We start from the raw sequence: 14,892 nt of genomic DNA on the forward strand, positions 1-14,892 counted from the left end.
TCACCTCGCGGGGGAAGGGGCACGGGTCCAGCGGCCCGAGCATCGCGCGCCGGCGCGGGTGGCGCCAGCGCGGCGGTGTCAGCAATCTGCCATCGACCGATCACACGTATTGAACAGGCGCTGCGTCATGCTTGGAGCATGCCAACGGTCCGATCCGTACCGCGCTTCAGCGTCGCTGGCACGGCGCACGTGGACCGCGCGCCCGACCCACGAAGGAGCAGGCCATGACGCAGCTGAGCCCCATCGCCGGCGACACGCTGGCTCAGCGCTATCGGCGGGTGCGCCAACAGACCCTGCAACTGTGCGCGGGCCTTACAGCCGAAGACATGATGGTGCAGTCGATGCCCGACGCCAGTCCGGCGAAATGGCACCTGGCACACACGACCTGGTTCTTCGAGCAGTTCGTACTTGCGCGTGATGCACGTTATCGCCTGCGCAACCCCGCTTGGCACTACCTGTTCAACTCCTACTACCAGAGCGTCGGTCCGATGCATGCGCGGCCGCAACGCGGCCTGCTCTCGCGCCCGACGCTGGACGAAGTGCTGGCTTACCGCCGCCACGTCGATGAGGCGCTCGGTTCGATGCTTCTGCGCGGTGACGAGGTCGTCCCTTCCGCGGTGATCGAGCTCGGGTTGCAGCACGAGCAGCAGCACCAGGAATTGCTGCTTACCGACATCCAGCACGCGTTCTGGAACAACCCGCTGTTGCCGGCCTATCTGCGGGAGTCGACGCTACCGGCCGCCACAATGTCCGCGCCCCTGCAGTACCTGCCGGGCGCAGAAGGTGTCGTGGAGATCGGCCATGCGGGCGAGGGCTTTGCCTTCGACAACGAGACCCCACGCCACCGCACGTTGCTGGCGCCGCATGCGCTGGCCAACCGGCTGGTCACCAACGAAGAGTACGCTGCGTTCGTGCACGACGGCGGCTACCGCGAGCCGTCGTTGTGGCTGTCCGACGGCTGGGCCACCGTGCAGAACGAGGGATGGCAGCGCCCGCTCTACTGGCGAGCCGACCTGGCCAGTGCCTTCTCGCTGGCCGGTGTGCATGCACTCGATCCGAATGCTCCGGTCTGCCACCTGAGCTACTTCGAAGCCGATGCCTTCGCCCGCTGGGCCGGCGCGCGGCTGCCCACGGAAGCCGAATGGGAGACCGCCGCCGCAACACTGCCGGCCCAGGGCAACCTGCTCGACGGCGTGCCGCGACTGCCGCAGGCCGCCCACGGCAACGGATTGCTGCAGATGTACGGCGACGCGTGGGAATGGACGGCCTCGCCCTATGTCGCCTATCCGGGCTTTCGTCCCCTGCCGGGCGCGCTCGGCGAATACAACGGCAAGTTCATGTGCGGCCAGTGGGTGCTTCGTGGCGGCTCGTGCGCCACTCCCGTCGACCACATGCGCGCGAGCTACCGCAACTTCTTCCCCCCGCAGGCGCGCTGGCAGTTCGCCGGGCTGCGCCTGGCCAAGGACCGATAAAACCTCAAGGAGCATTCTCCATGAACATCCGTGCCCTGGACCTGCCCACCGACGCACGCACGCCGTCGGCCGGCGGGCTGCTGGAGACCGTTCGTCGCGGGCTGCGCGCGCAGCCAAAGCGCCTGCCCTCGTGGCTGTTCTACGACGCGCAGGGATCGGCGTTGTTCGAGCGCATCTGCGAGCAGCCGGAGTACTACCTCACACGCTGCGAAACCGCGCTGATGCGGGAGCACGCCGGCAGCATCGCCGACACCCTGGGCGTGGACGTTCGCCTGGTCGAATACGGCAGTGGCAGCGCGACCAAGACGCGCCTGTTGCTCGAACACATGGCTGCGCCGGTGAGCTACGTGCCGGTGGAAATCTCGTCCGAGCCGTTGCAGCAAAGCGTGCGTCGCCTGGGAGAGCACTTCACCCAGCTGCCTGTGCAGCCGCTGTGCGCCGATTTCACCCGCCCGCTGCGCCTGCCGATCCCGCCGCGCGCGCCGCGGCGGACGGTGGTCTATTTTCCCGGTTCGACCATCGGCAACTTCGACACGCGCGAGGCGATCGCGCTGTTGCGCAAGATGCGCACGGAGATGGGCGACAACGGCGGCATCCTGATCGGCGCAGACCTGAAGAAAGACACCGCCCTGATCGAGGCCGCCTACAACGATGCCGCGGGCGTCACGGCCCAGTTCACCCTCAACATGCTCGCGCGCCTGAATCGCGAGTTGGGCAGCGATTTCGACCTCGCCGCATTCCGCCATCGGGCGCACTACAACGCGATGGCCGGACGCATCGAAACCAGCCTGGTCAGCCAGCGCGAGCAGAAGGTGCACGTGGGCCGCAGCCAGATCGCCTTCGGCAAGGACGAAGCGATCCGGGTGGAGGTCAGCTGCAAGTACTCGCTGGAAGATTTCGCGGTGCTCGCGGGCAAGGCCGGGCTGGAAGTGCTGCGCGTGTGGCTGGATCCCGAACGGATGTTCAGCGTGCAATATCTGGTGCGCGCCGGGTCGGTCGCACGCTAGGTGGAGGATTCGCGCGGTGAGTTGGCTCGCCGCACTCGCGAACGGATCGAAGCCGGCCTGCGGATCACTGCCTGCGTTGCCGCCAGCGCCAACGCGTAGAATCCGGTTCCCGCTTTCCAAACCGATCTCGATGGCAGCCACCGTCGCCACTACGCCCGCGCTCCAACTGGACGCCCTGTTCCTGCCCATCACCCACGGCGAAATCCGGTTGCCTGAGGACGGTCGGGTACTTTTCCTGCGGGCCCGCGACGGCGCGCCGCTGCGCACGTTTGCTCGATCCGGCTGGCTTTGCCAGCAGACCTTCAAGCCGTTTGCCGACAAGCTTCGCCGCGCGGGCGTGGCGGTCGGAGAGCCTGTGCAGGACGACCGCTTTGCATTGGTGCTCGTACTGCCGCCGCGCCAGCGTGACGAGGCCCGTGCCTTGTTCGCCCGCGCCGCGCATTACCTTCAGCCCGGCGGCGCCGTGCTGACGGCGGTGCCCAATGCCGAAGGCGCGAAATCGGCCGAAGCGGATGTCGTGCGGCTGTTCGGCGCGGTGCGCAGCCTTTCCAAACACAAGTGCCGCGTGTTCTGGGCGAGCGCCGGCGATGCGCTGGACTCCGCGCTGCTGGCCGAATGGGAGGCGCTCGATGCGCCGCGCCAAATCGCCGGCGGCCATCTCAGCCGTCCGGGACTGTTCGCGTGGGACCGTATCGACCCGGCCTCGGCCCTGCTTGCGGTGCACCTGCCAGATGACCTGCACGGCCGCGTCGCCGATCTGGGCGCGGGCTATGGGTATCTCGCCGCGCAGGTGATTACGCGCTGTCCCGGCGTCACCGCGGTGGACCTGTATGAAGCGGAGAAGCGCGCGCTGGAGCCAGCACGCGTGAATCTCGCCGAAGCCGTGGCAGCCAGCGGCCGCGAAGTCGACGTGGAACTGCACTGGCACGATGTCACCACCGGCCTGCCGCATCGCTACGACGCGATCGTGAGCAACCCGCCATTCCACCAGGGGCGCGCGGACCTTCCCGAACTCGGGCGCGCCTTCATCGATGCCGCGGCCGACGCGTTACTGCCGCATGGTCGCCTGTGGCTGGTCGCCAACCGTCACCTGCCGTACGAGGCTACGCTGGCCGCGCGCTTCGCGCAGGTGCACACGGTGGCAACGCAGGACGGTTTCAAGGTGATCGAGGCGGTGCGCGCATGAAGCTGGTACGCCTGATGGCCAACCTCGGCTACGGCAGCCGCAGGGAAGTGATGCAGCTGTTCCGCGAGGGGCGCGTCACCGATCCGTCGGGCGAGGTCCTGTACACCGACGACCGGGTCGAGCACGCGGACGTCCGTATCGACGGCGAGATGCTCGATCCACCCGCCGGCCTGGTGCTGCTGATGCACAAGCCGACCGGCTACACCTGCTCGCGCAAGGACGCCGGCCGCCTGGTCTACGACCTGCTGCCGCCGCGCTGGCGACGGCGTGATCCGGCCTTGTCCACCGTCGGCCGGCTCGACCGGGATACGTCCGGATTGCTGCTGCTCACCGACGACGGTGCCCTGCTGCACCGGATCATTTCGCCCAAGACGAATGTGGCCAAGGTCTACGAGGCGACGCTCGCCCGCGACCTGCAAGGTGGCGAGGGCGAGCTGTTCGCCAGCGGCACGCTGATGCTCGAATCGGAAATCACGCCGCTAGCTCCCGCGCAGCTGCAAGTGCTCGAACCGCGTCGCGCGCGGCTGACCGTTACCGAGGGGCGCTACCACCAGGTGCGGCGCATGTTCGCGGCGGCAGGCAACCACGTGGAGGCGCTAGAGCGCGTGGCGGTCGGGCGGTTGACGCTCGACGGGTTGGCGCCGGGCGAATGGCGGGCGCTGGATGCCGATGACGTGGCCAGGGCGTTCGACCCGCCACAGCCCCTGTAGCGGGCTGCTACAGAAGCTTCACCGGCGTGGGGAGGGCAGGGCCATACCACTTGCGCCGTTCGTCCCGGCAGCTGGGGCTGCCCATGGTGTATTTGCGACAGATCGCGGGGCGCCGCTCGTAGATCGTGCAACGCGAGGTATCCGGGTCGACCGCGGCGCACCAGCCGTCCTCCCCCTTGGCGAGCGTCGCCAGGCCGTGGTCATCGTGCGTCACCAACCAGTCGGGGACGTCGTCTTCCGGCATCAGCACCACGGTCAGGCGGCAACACACCGCTTCACAGGAGGTGCAGTGCACGGAAGGGTCTACGCTCGTGGCGTAGCGATCGTTTTCGAAGTCATCGTTCACGCGTCAGTATGCCGCTTCGGTTGATGCCGCGCGCTAAACATTCGTGTTTGCGAATACTGTGCGCGCAAACGTCCCCTGACCGGCCATCGTGCGATCATCGACCGATGCGCCTGGACTTCGACAATGCATTCGTGCGCGAACTGGCCGGCGATCCCGAGCGTGGTCCGCGTCTGCGGCAGGTGGAAGGCGCCGCCTGGTCGCAGGTCCAGCCCACGCCCGTGCCGGCGCCGCATGTGGTGGCCTGGTCAGCCGAGATGGCGGCCACCCTGGGCCTGTCCGCGCAGGACATCGCGAGCCCGGACTTCGCCCGCGTGTTCGGCGGCAACGCGCTGCTGGATGGCATGCAGCCGTGGGCGAGCAACTACGGCGGACACCAGTTCGGCGTGTGGGCAGGGCAATTGGGCGACGGACGCGCGATCTCGCTGGGCGAGGCGCTGGACGCGGGCGGTCAACGCTGGGAGCTGCAGCTCAAGGGCGCTGGGCCGACGCCGTATTCGCGTGGTGCTGACGGACGCGCGGTGCTGCGTTCCTCGATCCGCGAGTTCCTGTGCAGCGAGGCGATGCATCATCTGGGCATCCCCACCACGCGTGCGTTGTGCCTGCTCGAGACCGGCGAAGCGGTCGTGCGCGACATGTTCTACGACGGCCACCCTCGCGAGGAACCGGGAGCGATCGTCTGCCGCGTCGCGCCCTCGTTTATCCGCTTCGGCAATTTCGAACTGCCCTATGCGCGCAACGACATCGCACTGCTGCGCCAGATGGTGGACTTCAGCATCCGGCGCGACTTCCCCCGGTTGCGCGGGCAGGGCGAGGCACTGTATGCCGACTGGTTCGGTGACGTGTGCGAGCGCACCGCGCGGCTAATGGCCCAGTGGATGCGCGTGGGCTTCGTGCACGGCGTGATGAACACCGACAACATGTCGATCCTGGGTTTGACCATCGATTACGGCCCCTACGGCTGGATCGACGACTACGATCCGCAGTGGACGCCCAACACCACCGATGCGGTGCGCCGGCGCTATCGCTTCGGCCAGCAGCCGAACGTGGCCTGGTGGAACCTCACGCGGCTGGCGAGCGCGCTGTCGCCGTTGTTTGCCGACGTCGCGCCGCTGCAGGCCGGGCTCGACCGCTATGTCAGGGCGTGGGAAGCGGCCGACCGCACCACGGCGGCCGAAAAGCTGGGCCTGGCACAGGCCACCGATGAAGACCTGGCACTGCGCGATGACTTGCAAACCTGGATGCGCGAGTCGCAGGCGGACATGACGCTCACCTGGCGCGCCCTCATCGACCTGGACCCGGTGGCACCCTCGCCGGACGCCCTGGTGGGGGTGTGCTACGACGAGGCCCGGCGCGCCGCCGCCGAGCCCACGCTGCGGGACTGGCTCGGGCGCTACGCCGCACGCCTGCGCGAAGACCCGTTGCCGGCGGGAGAGCGCCGCCGCCGCATGCAGCAGGCCAACCCGAAATACGTGCTGCGCAACTACCTTGCGCAGGAAGCGATCGATCGCGCGGAGCAGGGCGACTACGCTCTCGTGCACGAACTGCTGGACGTCATGCGCCATCCCTGCGACGAGCAGCCGGGGCGCGAACGTTTTGCACGCAAGCGTCCGGATTGGGCGAAACAGCGTGCCGGGTGCTCGATGCTGTCGTGCAGCTCGTAACGGGCTGTCGTGCTCCATGCCGGACGCTTGCGCGTGTAGCCCGCAATGCGAGCCGGCACCGACCGTTAGTCGTGCTGGAACTCTGCTGCATGACATGCAGGATCGCGGGCGCCGGCACAGATCGTTGCGCCCGCGATGGCGTCACTAACGCAACGCCCCTTCGATGAACTGCCGCAACTGCGTCGCATTGAGCGCACCCGCCTGCCGGGCGATCTCGCGGCCGCCCTTGAGCAGCGCGAGCGTCGGAATGCTGCGGATGCCAAAACGCTGCGAAAGCTGCGGCTGCGCATCGGTATCGACCTTGGCCAGGCGCAGGCGTGGTTCGAACTGGCGGGCGGCTTCGGCGAACACGGGTGCAAAGCCGCGACAGGGCCCGCACCAGGTCGCCCAGAAATCGACGAGCACCGGAAGATCGCCGCGCCCGGCCACCGCGTCGAAGTTCGCCGTCGTCAATTCGATCGGCTGGCCTTCGAAAAGCGCTTGCTTGCAGCGCCCGCACACCGGATGTTCGGCAAGGCGTTCAGCCGGGACGCGGTTGAGCGCACTGCAATGGGGGCAGGGGACGTTCAAGGGTGCGGACATGGCGTACTCCGGACGGCTTCCCGGGCGATATGGCGATCGCGCTGCACAGTGCAAGCGGCCCGGACGGTAGACCTCGCAAAGATCGTGCGCGAAACTCGCCGCCGCGACGAATTTGGCCGTCGCAAAGTGTTGACACATCCGGGGTCGCTCGCGAAAATAGCCGTTCTTTGTTGGAGGGATACCCAAGCGGCCAACGGGGGCAGACTGTAAATCTGCTGGCTTACGCCTTCGGTGGTTCGAATCCACCTCCCTCCACCATCAAGACGAGTTCCGCGCAGGGTAGTGCCAGGCGGGAGTAGTTCAATGGTAGAACCTCAGCCTTCCAAGCTGATGGTGCGGGTTCGATTCCCGTCTCCCGCTCCATTGATCTCGTCACAGGGTTTTCAGGTTCGGCCGGATGCCGGGCCATTCGCCACCCAGGAAGGGTGCTGAAAGAACTTCGCTCATGTAGCTCAGTCGGTAGAGCACTTCCTTGGTAAGGAAGAGGTCACAGGTTCGATTCCTGTCATGAGCACCATCTCACGCGGCTGCCGCCGGTCGCTCCGGGCCTACGGCAGGTTTTCTTTTTTTCATTGACTCCATCGGGGTTTAGCGCGCATGGCAAAGGGTAAATTCGAACGCACCAAGCCGCACGTGAACGTCGGCACGATCGGCCACGTGGACCACGGCAAGACGACGCTGACGGCAGCGCTGACCAAGGTCGGTGCCGAGCGCTTCGGTGGTGAATTCAAGGCCTACGACGCGATCGACGCGGCGCCGGAAGAGAAGGCGCGCGGCATCACGATCTCGACCGCGCACGTGGAATACGAGTCGCCGACCCGTCACTACGCGCACGTCGACTGCCCGGGCCACGCCGACTACGTCAAGAACATGATCACCGGTGCGGCGCAGATGGACGGCGCGATCCTGGTGTGCTCGGCCGCCGACGGCCCGATGCCGCAGACCCGCGAGCACATCCTGCTCTCGCGTCAGGTGGGCGTGCCCTACATCGTCGTGTTCCTGAACAAGGCCGACATGGTTGACGATGCCGAGCTGCTCGAGCTGGTCGAGATGGAAGTGCGCGAGCTGCTGTCCAAGTACGACTTCCCGGGCGACGACACCCCGATCATCAAGGGTTCGGCCCTGAAAGCGCTCGAGGGCGACCAGAGCGAAATCGGCGTGCCGGCGATCATCCAGCTCGTTGACGCGCTGGACAGCTACATCCCCGAGCCGGTGCGTGCGATCGACAAGCCGTTCCTGATGCCGGTCGAAGACGTGTTCTCGATCTCCGGCCGCGGCACCGTGGTGACCGGTCGTATCGAGCGCGGCATCATCAAGGTCGGCGACGAAGTGGAAGTGGTGGGCATCCGTGACACCCAGAAGACCACCGTCACCGGCGTGGAAATGTTCCGCAAGCTGCTCGACCAGGGTCAGGCGGGCGACAACGCCGGTCTGCTGCTGCGCGGCCTGAAGCGTGACGACGTCGAGCGCGGCCAGGTGCTGGCCAAGCCGGGCACGATCACCCCGCACACCGACTTCGAGGCCGAGGTCTACGTGCTCTCCAAGGACGAGGGTGGCCGTCATACCCCGTTCTTCAAGGGCTACCGTCCGCAGTTCTACTTCCGCACCACCGACGTGACCGGTGCGGTCACGCTGCCGGAAGGCGTGGAGATGGTCATGCCGGGCGACAACATCAAGATGGTGGTGAGCCTGATCCACCCGATCGCGATGGACGAAGGCCTGCGTTTCGCCATCCGCGAAGGCGGTCGTACCGTCGGCGCCGGCGTGGTGGCCAAGGTCATCAAGTAAGCTGTACATACGGAAGCCGGGAGCCGGTATCGCAAGCGCATAGCGCCTGACGACACCGGCTCCCCTTTCCGATTCCGTTTCACCGATACGCCAGTAGCTCAATTGGCAGAGCAGCGGTCTCCAAAACCGCAGGTTGGGGGTTCGAGTCCCTCCTGGCGTGCCATCTTTCGAGGACCGATGACGGGGGCGGGTGGTGTCGATGACCGGTCCGGTCTCGGCGGCTCCTTCTCCCGGTCACTGCGATGAATACCAAGGCAGAACAGCCCCGCGGCACGAGTGCGGCGGATATCGGCAAGCTGGTGCTGGCGGTGCTGGTGCTGGCGGCGGGCATCTTTGCCTACTCCTGGTTCGACAACACCGTTCCCGGCTCCGTGCGCCTGGCGGGCGTGCTGGTTGCGCTGGTAGTCGCGCTGGCGATCGGTGCCTTCACCGGCCCGGGCCGCAAGGCGCGCAACTTCATTGCCGAGTCGCAGTTCGAGATGCGCAAGGTCGTCTGGCCGACGCGCGACGAAACCCTCAAGACGACCCTCGTGATCATTGCGGTCGTGATCGTGCTTTCGTTGCTGTTGGGCCTGATCGACCTCATCCTGAAGTCGGTCGTGCTCGACTGGCTGCTCAAACTCGGTTCGTAAGGAGTAGCCCATGACCAAGCGTTGGTACGTCGTTCACGCCTATTCGGGCTTCGAGAACCAGGTTCGCAAGTCGCTGTCCGAGCGCATCGCGCGCGCCGGCATGGAAGAGAAGTTCGGCGAAGTGCTGGTGCCGACCGAGGAAGTGATCGAAATGCGCGGTGGCCAGAAGCGCCGCAGCGAGCGCAAGTTCTTCCCCGGCTACGTGCTGGTACAGATCGAGACCGATACCGAGGGCAAGTCGCCCCGCATCGACGATGAATGCTGGCACCTGGTCAAGGAAACGCCCAAGGTGATGGGCTTCATCGGCGGCACCGCCGACCGCCCGCTGCCGATTCGCGACAGCGAGGCCGACGCCATCCTCAGCCGCGTGCGCGAAGGCGTGGAAAAGCCCAAGCCCAAGGTGCTGTTCGAGCCGGGCGAGATGGTCCGCGTCACCGAAGGCCCGTTCAACGACTTCAACGGCGTGGTCGAGGAAGTCAACTACGAAAAGAGCCGCCTGCGCGTCGCGGTGCTGATCTTCGGTCGTTCGACCCCGGTCGAGCTGGAGTTCGGGCAGGTCGAGAAGGCTTAGCCCCGGTTCAATGAGGTAACGCCGCTCTTCGCGTTCGCCTCCTCTCCCCTTCGGGGAGAGGATTGAGGTGAGGGGCCGGGGCTCGCAGTAAGCCCGCACCGAGCCAACGCCCGACCCACCTCTCCGCAAGAGCCGCCCCTCTCGCCCGAGGGGAAAGGGGCGCATATAGCGCTCGGCTGGCCCGCCACTTGCTTAAAACTTGATCACTCCTTAAACTACGCGGTTCCACGCCGAGGTCTTTCGACTCGGCGTGTTCGCTTTTCGACGGCCTGCACGGAAAGCAGGCTCTCCACCGCCTGGAAGGCAAGTACGCGAGGAGCCGCAAGGCGCCTGCACTCGCAAGGAAAATCCCATGGCAAAGAAAGTTGTCGGTTACATCAAGCTGCAGGTCAAGGCCGGTCAGGCCAATCCGTCGCCGCCGGTGGGCCCCGCCCTCGGTCAGCGCGGCCTCAACATCATGGAATTCTGCAAGGCGTTCAACGCCGCCACGCAGAAGATGGAGCCGGGCCTGCCGATCCCCGTGATCATCACGGCCTATTCGGATCGCAGCTTCACCTTTATCACCAAGACCCCGCCCGCCACCGTGCTGATCAAGAAGGTCACCGGCGTCGCCAAGGGTTCGTCCAAGCCCAATACCGACAAGGTGGGCAAGATCACCCGCAAGCAGCTCGAAGACGTTGCGAAGCAGAAGGAGCCGGATCTGACGGCTGCGGATCTGGACGCTGCAGTGCGCACCATTGCCGGTAGCGCGCGCAGCATGGGCCTGGTGGTGGAGGGTTAAGACATGGCAAAGATCACCAAGCGTATGAAAGCCGCCCAGGCCGCTGTGCAGCCGGGCAAGGTCTACGGGCTGGAAGACGCCCTGAACATCGTCAAGAACAACGCCAAGGCCAAGTTCGTCGAGTCCGTCGACGTGGCCGTGCGTCTGGGCATCGACGCGAAGAAATCGGACCAGGGCGTGCGTGGTTCCTCGCTGCTGCCGCACGGCACCGGCAAGACCATCAAGGTCGCCGTGTTCTGCCCGCCGGGCGAGAAGGCCGAGGCCGCCAAGGCCGCTGGCGCCGATGCAGTCGGCATGGATGACCTGGCCGAGCGCATGCAGGGCGGCGACCTCGACTTCGGTCGCGTGATCGCCACGCCGGACGCGATGCGCGTCGTCGGCAAGCTGGGCCAGTTGCTCGGCCCGCGCGGCCTGATGCCGAACCCGAAGGATGGCTCGGTCACCGCCGACGTGGTCACCGCGGTCAAGAACGCCAAGGCCGGCCAGGTGAAGTTCCGCAACGACAAGGCGGGCATCATCCACGCCACCATCGGCAAGGCCAGCTTCGAGGCCTCGCAGCTCGCCGACAACCTCAACGCGCTGATCGGCGACCTGCTCAAGGCCAAGCCGGCCGCAGCCAAGGGCCAGTACCTGCAGAAGGTTGCCCTGTCCAGCACGATGGGCGTGGGCGTGCCGGTCGACACTTCGTCGCTGAGCGCCGCTACCGCGAAGTAACACAAGTTCAAGCCCTCCGCGCCTGGTTGGGTGCGGAGGCAGTTTTTGAAGGCAGTCCCGGCTCCGGTCGGGTCAGCCGTCAAAGACCGCAGGCGCGATCGATGCGCGACGACGACGGGCAGGGAGCTCGTTACTGGCAGGGAATCGCCGTCGCCGCTTCACCTCGATCGCTTAATCGGCCGCAAGGCCAGCCGGCGTAGATGGTGTAGCCCTTCTCTGGAATGCATGTTCTGGAAAGGCCACCACCCGGGATGCTCCGCATCCCCGACGTCACGGATGGCGTCGCCCAGGACCGCAGGCGGCAGGAGCCGTGAGCGGAGTTCTAAGTGGAGGAGTGCAATGGCTCTTAATCTGACCCAGAAGCAAGAAGTAGTCGCCGAGCTGGCAGACGTCGCCGCTAAGGCCCACTCCTTGGTCGCCGCCGAGTACGCGGGCACCACGGTCGAGCAGATGACCGCGATGCGCAAGAAGGCCCGCGAGTCGGGCGTGTTCCTGAAGGTTGTCAAGAACACGCTGGTGTCGCGCGCCGTGGCTGGTACCGAGTTCGAGGTCGTCAAGGACGCCCTGACCGGTCCGCTGCTGTACGCGTTCTCGACCGAGGAGCCCGGTGCCGCCGGGCGTCTGATCAAGGAATTCGCCAAGACCAACGACAAGCTCAAGCCGCGCCTCGTCGCAGTGGAAGGCAAGCTGCTGCCCGCCGCGCACGTCGACGTGCTGGCCGCGCTGCCGACCCGCGAACAGGCGCTGGCCATGCTGGCCCGCGTGCTGGCCGAGCCGGCGACGATGTTCGCCCGCGTGGTCAAGGCCGTGGCCGACCAGCAGGGTGGTGGCGAAGTCGCCGCCGAAGCCCCGGCTGAAGCCTAAGTCGCCTGCTTTCCGAACCTATTCAATTCCAGAGGTAAAACAAAATGTCCCTGACCAACGAACAGATCGTTGAAGCCGTCGCCGCCAAGTCGCTGATGGAAGTGATGGACCTGGTGAAGGCCATCGAAGAGAAGTTCGGCGTTACCGCCGCCGCCCCGGTCATGATGGCCGCTGGCCCGGCCGCTGCCGGCCCGGCTGCCGAAGAGCAGACCGAGTTCGACGTGATCCTGAAGTCCGCCGGCGACAAGAAGGTCGACGTGATCAAGGCCGTCCGCGCCATCACCGGCCTGGGCCTGAAGGAAGCGAAGGACCTGACCGAAGCCGGTGGCGTCGTGAAGGAAGCCGCTTCGAAGGAAGACGCTGCCAAGTTCAAGAAGGACCTGGAAGCTGCCGGCGCCACGGTCGAACTGAAGTAACCGGCGCCTTGCGCGCCGTCAGTTTGGCTTAGCGTCAAGCGAGCCTGGGGGCGCAAGCCCCCGGGCTTTGCCCGTTACGGATGTCGGCGTGCCGTCATCCGTGGTCCATGGAGGGCCCGCCGCAAACCAGCGCGCGTGCGCCGGGTTTGGCGGAGCCGGTCCCTGGGCCGGCAAGTTCGAAACGAGATGAGCACCTTTCGAAAGCAACAGGCACGGACGCTCTGAAGTTTGGGCATCCCGACTGCGGATTCATCCGAGTCCTCAATCGTGATTCCCACTTTCAGTCTTCAACCATTTAGCCGGTGTGTGCACCACCGGCGCCACTGCGAACCGAGGCGTCACCCCATGACCTACTCGTTTACCGAGAAGAAGCGCATCCGCAAGGATTTCGGCAAGCGCCCGCCCGTGCTGGGCGTGCCCAACCTGCTGACCATCCAGACCGATTCCTACCGTGAGTTCCTGCAGGAGCACATCGCGCCGAAGAAGCGCGAGGACAAGGGTCTGCACGCCGCGCTGAAGTCGGTGTTCCCGATTGCCAGCTATTCGGGCAACGCCGCCCTCGAGTACGTGGACTACCGCCTGGGCGAGCCGGCGTTCGACGAGCGCGAGTGCCGCAACCGCGGCATGACCTACGGCGCGCCGCTGCGCACCACCGTGCGCCTGGTGATCTACGACAAGGACAGCCCGGCGTCGAAGAAGGCCGTCAAGTACGTCAAGGAGCAGGAGGTCTACATGGGCGAGATCCCGCTCATGACCGACACCGGCACCTTCATCATCAACGGCACCGAGCGTGTCATCGTCTCGCAGCTGCACCGTTCGCCGGGCGTGTTCTTCGACCACGACCGCGGCAAGACGCACAGCTCGGGCAAGCTGCTGTTCTCCGCCCGCGTGATCCCTTACCGCGGCTCCTGGCTGGACTTCGAGTTCGACCCGAAGGACGCGCTGTTCACCCGCATCGACCGTCGCCGCAAGTTGCCGGTGACGGTGCTGCTGCGCGCGCTGGGCTACAACAACGAAGAGATGCTCGGCATTTTCTTCGAGCACAACGTGTTCCACCTGGGCAAAAAGGGCGGCACCACGCTGGAGCTGGTCGCCGAGCGCCTGCGCGGCGAAACGCTTACGTTCGACCTGATGATCGGCGACAAGGTGCTGGTCGAGGCCGGCAAGCGCATCACCGCCCGCCACGTACGCCAGCTGGCGGCCGAGAAGATCACCGCGCTCGAGGTGCCGGACGACTACCTGATTGGTCGCATCGTGGCGATCGACGTGGTCGATTCGAAGACCGGCGAACTGCTGGCTTCGGCCAATGACGAGATCACCGCCGAGCAGCTCGAGGCCTTCCGCAAGGCCGGCATCGAGACGGTGCCGACGCTGTACGTCAACGACCTGGATCGCGGCGCCTACATCTCGCACACCCTGCGCATCGACAACACCAAGACGCAGCTCGAGGCGTTGGTGGAGATCTACCGCATGATGCGTCCGGGCGAGCCGCCGACCAAGGACGCCGCGCAGAACCTGTTCTTCAATCTGTTCTTCACCTTCGACCGCTACGACCTGTCGGCGGTCGGCCGCATGAAGTTCAACCGCCGCGTGGGCCGCCAGGAGATCCTGGGCCCGGGCGTGCTGTACGACCACAAGTACTTCGCCGAGCGCAAGGAAGAGGCCGCGCAGACGCTGGTGCAACAGCTGGGCGACCAGTCCGACGTGCTCGACGTGCTCAAGGTCCTGATCGACATCAAGAACGGCCACGGCACGGTCGATGACATCGATCACCTGGGTAACCGTCGCGTGCGCTCGGTCGGCGAGATGGCGGAGAACACCTTCCGCATCGGCCTGGTGCGCGTGGAGCGCGCCGTGCGCGAGCGCCTGTCGCTGGCCGAGTCGGAGGGCCTGACCCCGCAGGAACTGATCAACGCCAAGCCGGTCGCGGCGGCGGTGAAGGAGTTCTTCGGCTCCTCGCAGCTCTCGCAGTTCATGGACCAGAACAACCCGCTGTCGGAAGTGACCCACAAGCGCCGCGTCTCGGCGCTCGGCCCGGGCGGCCTCACCCGCGAGCGCGCCGGCTTCGAAGTGCGCGACGTGCATCCGACTCATTACGGCCGCGTCTGCACCATCGAGACGCCGGAAGGCCCGAACATCGGCCTGATCAACTCGCTGGCCGT

At 66.1% G+C, this 14,892-nt stretch carries 15 protein-coding genes and 4 tRNA genes (1 of these 19 cut by a window edge); 17 read left to right on the plus strand and 2 right to left on the minus strand.

Translation table 11 applies throughout. The annotated features are described in order from the left end of the window. Positions 1-224 precede the first annotated feature (224 nt). The 4 genes from egtB to ACFWZ3_RS13785 all read left to right on the plus strand — a co-directional run bounded on the left by egtB (position 225) and on the right by ACFWZ3_RS13785 (position 4,375). Positions 225-1,472: an ergothioneine biosynthesis protein EgtB gene (gene egtB, locus ACFWZ3_RS13770; RefSeq protein WP_439708284.1), complete on the plus strand. Its 1,248-nt coding sequence runs from the start codon at positions 225-227 to the stop codon at positions 1,470-1,472. 20 nt (positions 1,473-1,492) lie between these two features. Further along, on the plus strand, positions 1,493-2,479 hold the full coding sequence (gene egtD, locus ACFWZ3_RS13775) for an L-histidine N(alpha)-methyltransferase (protein ID WP_439708285.1): 987 nt from the start codon (positions 1,493-1,495) through the stop codon (positions 2,477-2,479). A gap of 130 nt (positions 2,480-2,609) precedes the next feature. Then, positions 2,610-3,665: a class I SAM-dependent methyltransferase gene (locus ACFWZ3_RS13780; RefSeq protein ID WP_439708328.1), complete on the plus strand. Its 1,056-nt coding sequence runs from the start codon at positions 2,610-2,612 to the stop codon at positions 3,663-3,665. Then, entirely contained in the window at positions 3,662-4,375 is a 714-nt protein-coding gene (locus ACFWZ3_RS13785; RefSeq protein ID WP_439708286.1) for a pseudouridine synthase, read from the plus strand. Before ACFWZ3_RS13780 ends, ACFWZ3_RS13785 begins: the two co-directional genes overlap by 4 nt. 7 nt (positions 4,376-4,382) lie before the next feature. Here the strand turns inward: ACFWZ3_RS13785 and ACFWZ3_RS13790 are convergent, their stop codons facing one another. Next, positions 4,383-4,721: a YkgJ family cysteine cluster protein gene (locus ACFWZ3_RS13790; protein WP_209622581.1), complete on the minus strand. Its 339-nt coding sequence runs from the start codon at positions 4,719-4,721 to the stop codon at positions 4,383-4,385. A 104-nt stretch (positions 4,722-4,825) separates the two neighbouring features. Between ACFWZ3_RS13790 and ACFWZ3_RS13795 the strand changes: the two genes are divergently transcribed. After that, the gene (locus ACFWZ3_RS13795) at positions 4,826-6,382 is read left to right on the plus strand and encodes a protein adenylyltransferase SelO (RefSeq protein ID WP_439708287.1); all 1,557 of its coding nucleotides are present in this window, start codon (positions 4,826-4,828) and stop codon (positions 6,380-6,382) included. A gap of 144 nt (positions 6,383-6,526) precedes the next feature. Here ACFWZ3_RS13795 and trxC read toward each other — a convergent pair whose 3' ends face one another. Then, a complete protein-coding gene (gene trxC, locus ACFWZ3_RS13800; RefSeq protein WP_439708288.1) occupies positions 6,527-6,964 on the minus strand; it encodes a thioredoxin TrxC in 438 nt (145 codons plus the stop codon). Positions 6,965-7,136: 172 nt separating this feature from the next. On the opposite strand from trxC, the gene ACFWZ3_RS13805 reads away from it, so the two are divergent. From ACFWZ3_RS13805 to rpoB, 12 genes are all read left to right on the plus strand, one after another. Then, a tRNA-Tyr gene (locus tag ACFWZ3_RS13805) sits at positions 7,137-7,222 on the plus strand. A 31-nt stretch (positions 7,223-7,253) separates the two neighbouring features. Beyond that, a tRNA-Gly gene (locus ACFWZ3_RS13810) sits at positions 7,254-7,327 on the plus strand. Between the two features lie 78 nt (positions 7,328-7,405). Continuing rightward, positions 7,406-7,481 (plus strand) — tRNA-Thr (locus ACFWZ3_RS13815). 80 nt (positions 7,482-7,561) lie between these two features. Then, complete coding sequence (tuf, locus tag ACFWZ3_RS13820) at positions 7,562-8,752, plus strand: elongation factor Tu (RefSeq protein ID WP_231324151.1); 1,191 nt, start codon at positions 7,562-7,564, stop codon at positions 8,750-8,752. Between the two features lie 87 nt (positions 8,753-8,839). After that, a tRNA-Trp gene (locus tag ACFWZ3_RS13825) sits at positions 8,840-8,915 on the plus strand. A 79-nt stretch (positions 8,916-8,994) separates the two neighbouring features. Then, positions 8,995-9,384 carry a preprotein translocase subunit SecE gene (secE, locus tag ACFWZ3_RS13830; protein WP_245188110.1) on the plus strand — a complete coding sequence of 130 codons (390 nt, stop codon included), beginning with the start codon at positions 8,995-8,997 and terminating at the stop codon, positions 9,382-9,384. 10 nt (positions 9,385-9,394) lie between these two features. After that, positions 9,395-9,955, plus strand: coding sequence for a transcription termination/antitermination protein NusG (gene nusG, locus ACFWZ3_RS13835; protein WP_091340740.1), 561 nt, complete (start codon positions 9,395-9,397; stop codon positions 9,953-9,955). Between the two features lie 352 nt (positions 9,956-10,307). Further along, entirely contained in the window at positions 10,308-10,736 is a 429-nt protein-coding gene (rplK, locus tag ACFWZ3_RS13840) for a 50S ribosomal protein L11 (RefSeq protein WP_019464005.1), read from the plus strand. Positions 10,737-10,739: 3 nt separating this feature from the next. Beyond that, positions 10,740-11,450, plus strand: coding sequence for a 50S ribosomal protein L1 (rplA, locus tag ACFWZ3_RS13845; RefSeq protein WP_209620121.1), 711 nt, complete (start codon positions 10,740-10,742; stop codon positions 11,448-11,450). 339 nt (positions 11,451-11,789) lie between these two features. Continuing rightward, on the plus strand, positions 11,790-12,314 hold the full coding sequence (gene rplJ, locus ACFWZ3_RS13850; protein ID WP_091340744.1) for a 50S ribosomal protein L10: 525 nt from the start codon (positions 11,790-11,792) through the stop codon (positions 12,312-12,314). Positions 12,315-12,358: 44 nt separating this feature from the next. After that, on the plus strand, positions 12,359-12,730 hold the full coding sequence (gene rplL / locus ACFWZ3_RS13855) for a 50S ribosomal protein L7/L12 (protein WP_209620128.1): 372 nt from the start codon (positions 12,359-12,361) through the stop codon (positions 12,728-12,730). A gap of 345 nt (positions 12,731-13,075) precedes the next feature. Then, on the plus strand, positions 13,076-14,892 hold the start of the coding sequence (gene rpoB / locus ACFWZ3_RS13860; protein ID WP_439708289.1) for a DNA-directed RNA polymerase subunit beta. Its footprint extends 2,344 nt past the window's final position; 1,817 of the gene's 4,161 nt are visible here — the first part of the coding sequence; the start codon lies at positions 13,076-13,078; its stop codon lies off the right edge, out of view.

The organism is Frateuria sp. GZRR35 (assembly GCF_051900415.1).
GTDB lineage: Bacteria > Pseudomonadota > Gammaproteobacteria > Xanthomonadales > Rhodanobacteraceae > Frateuria_A.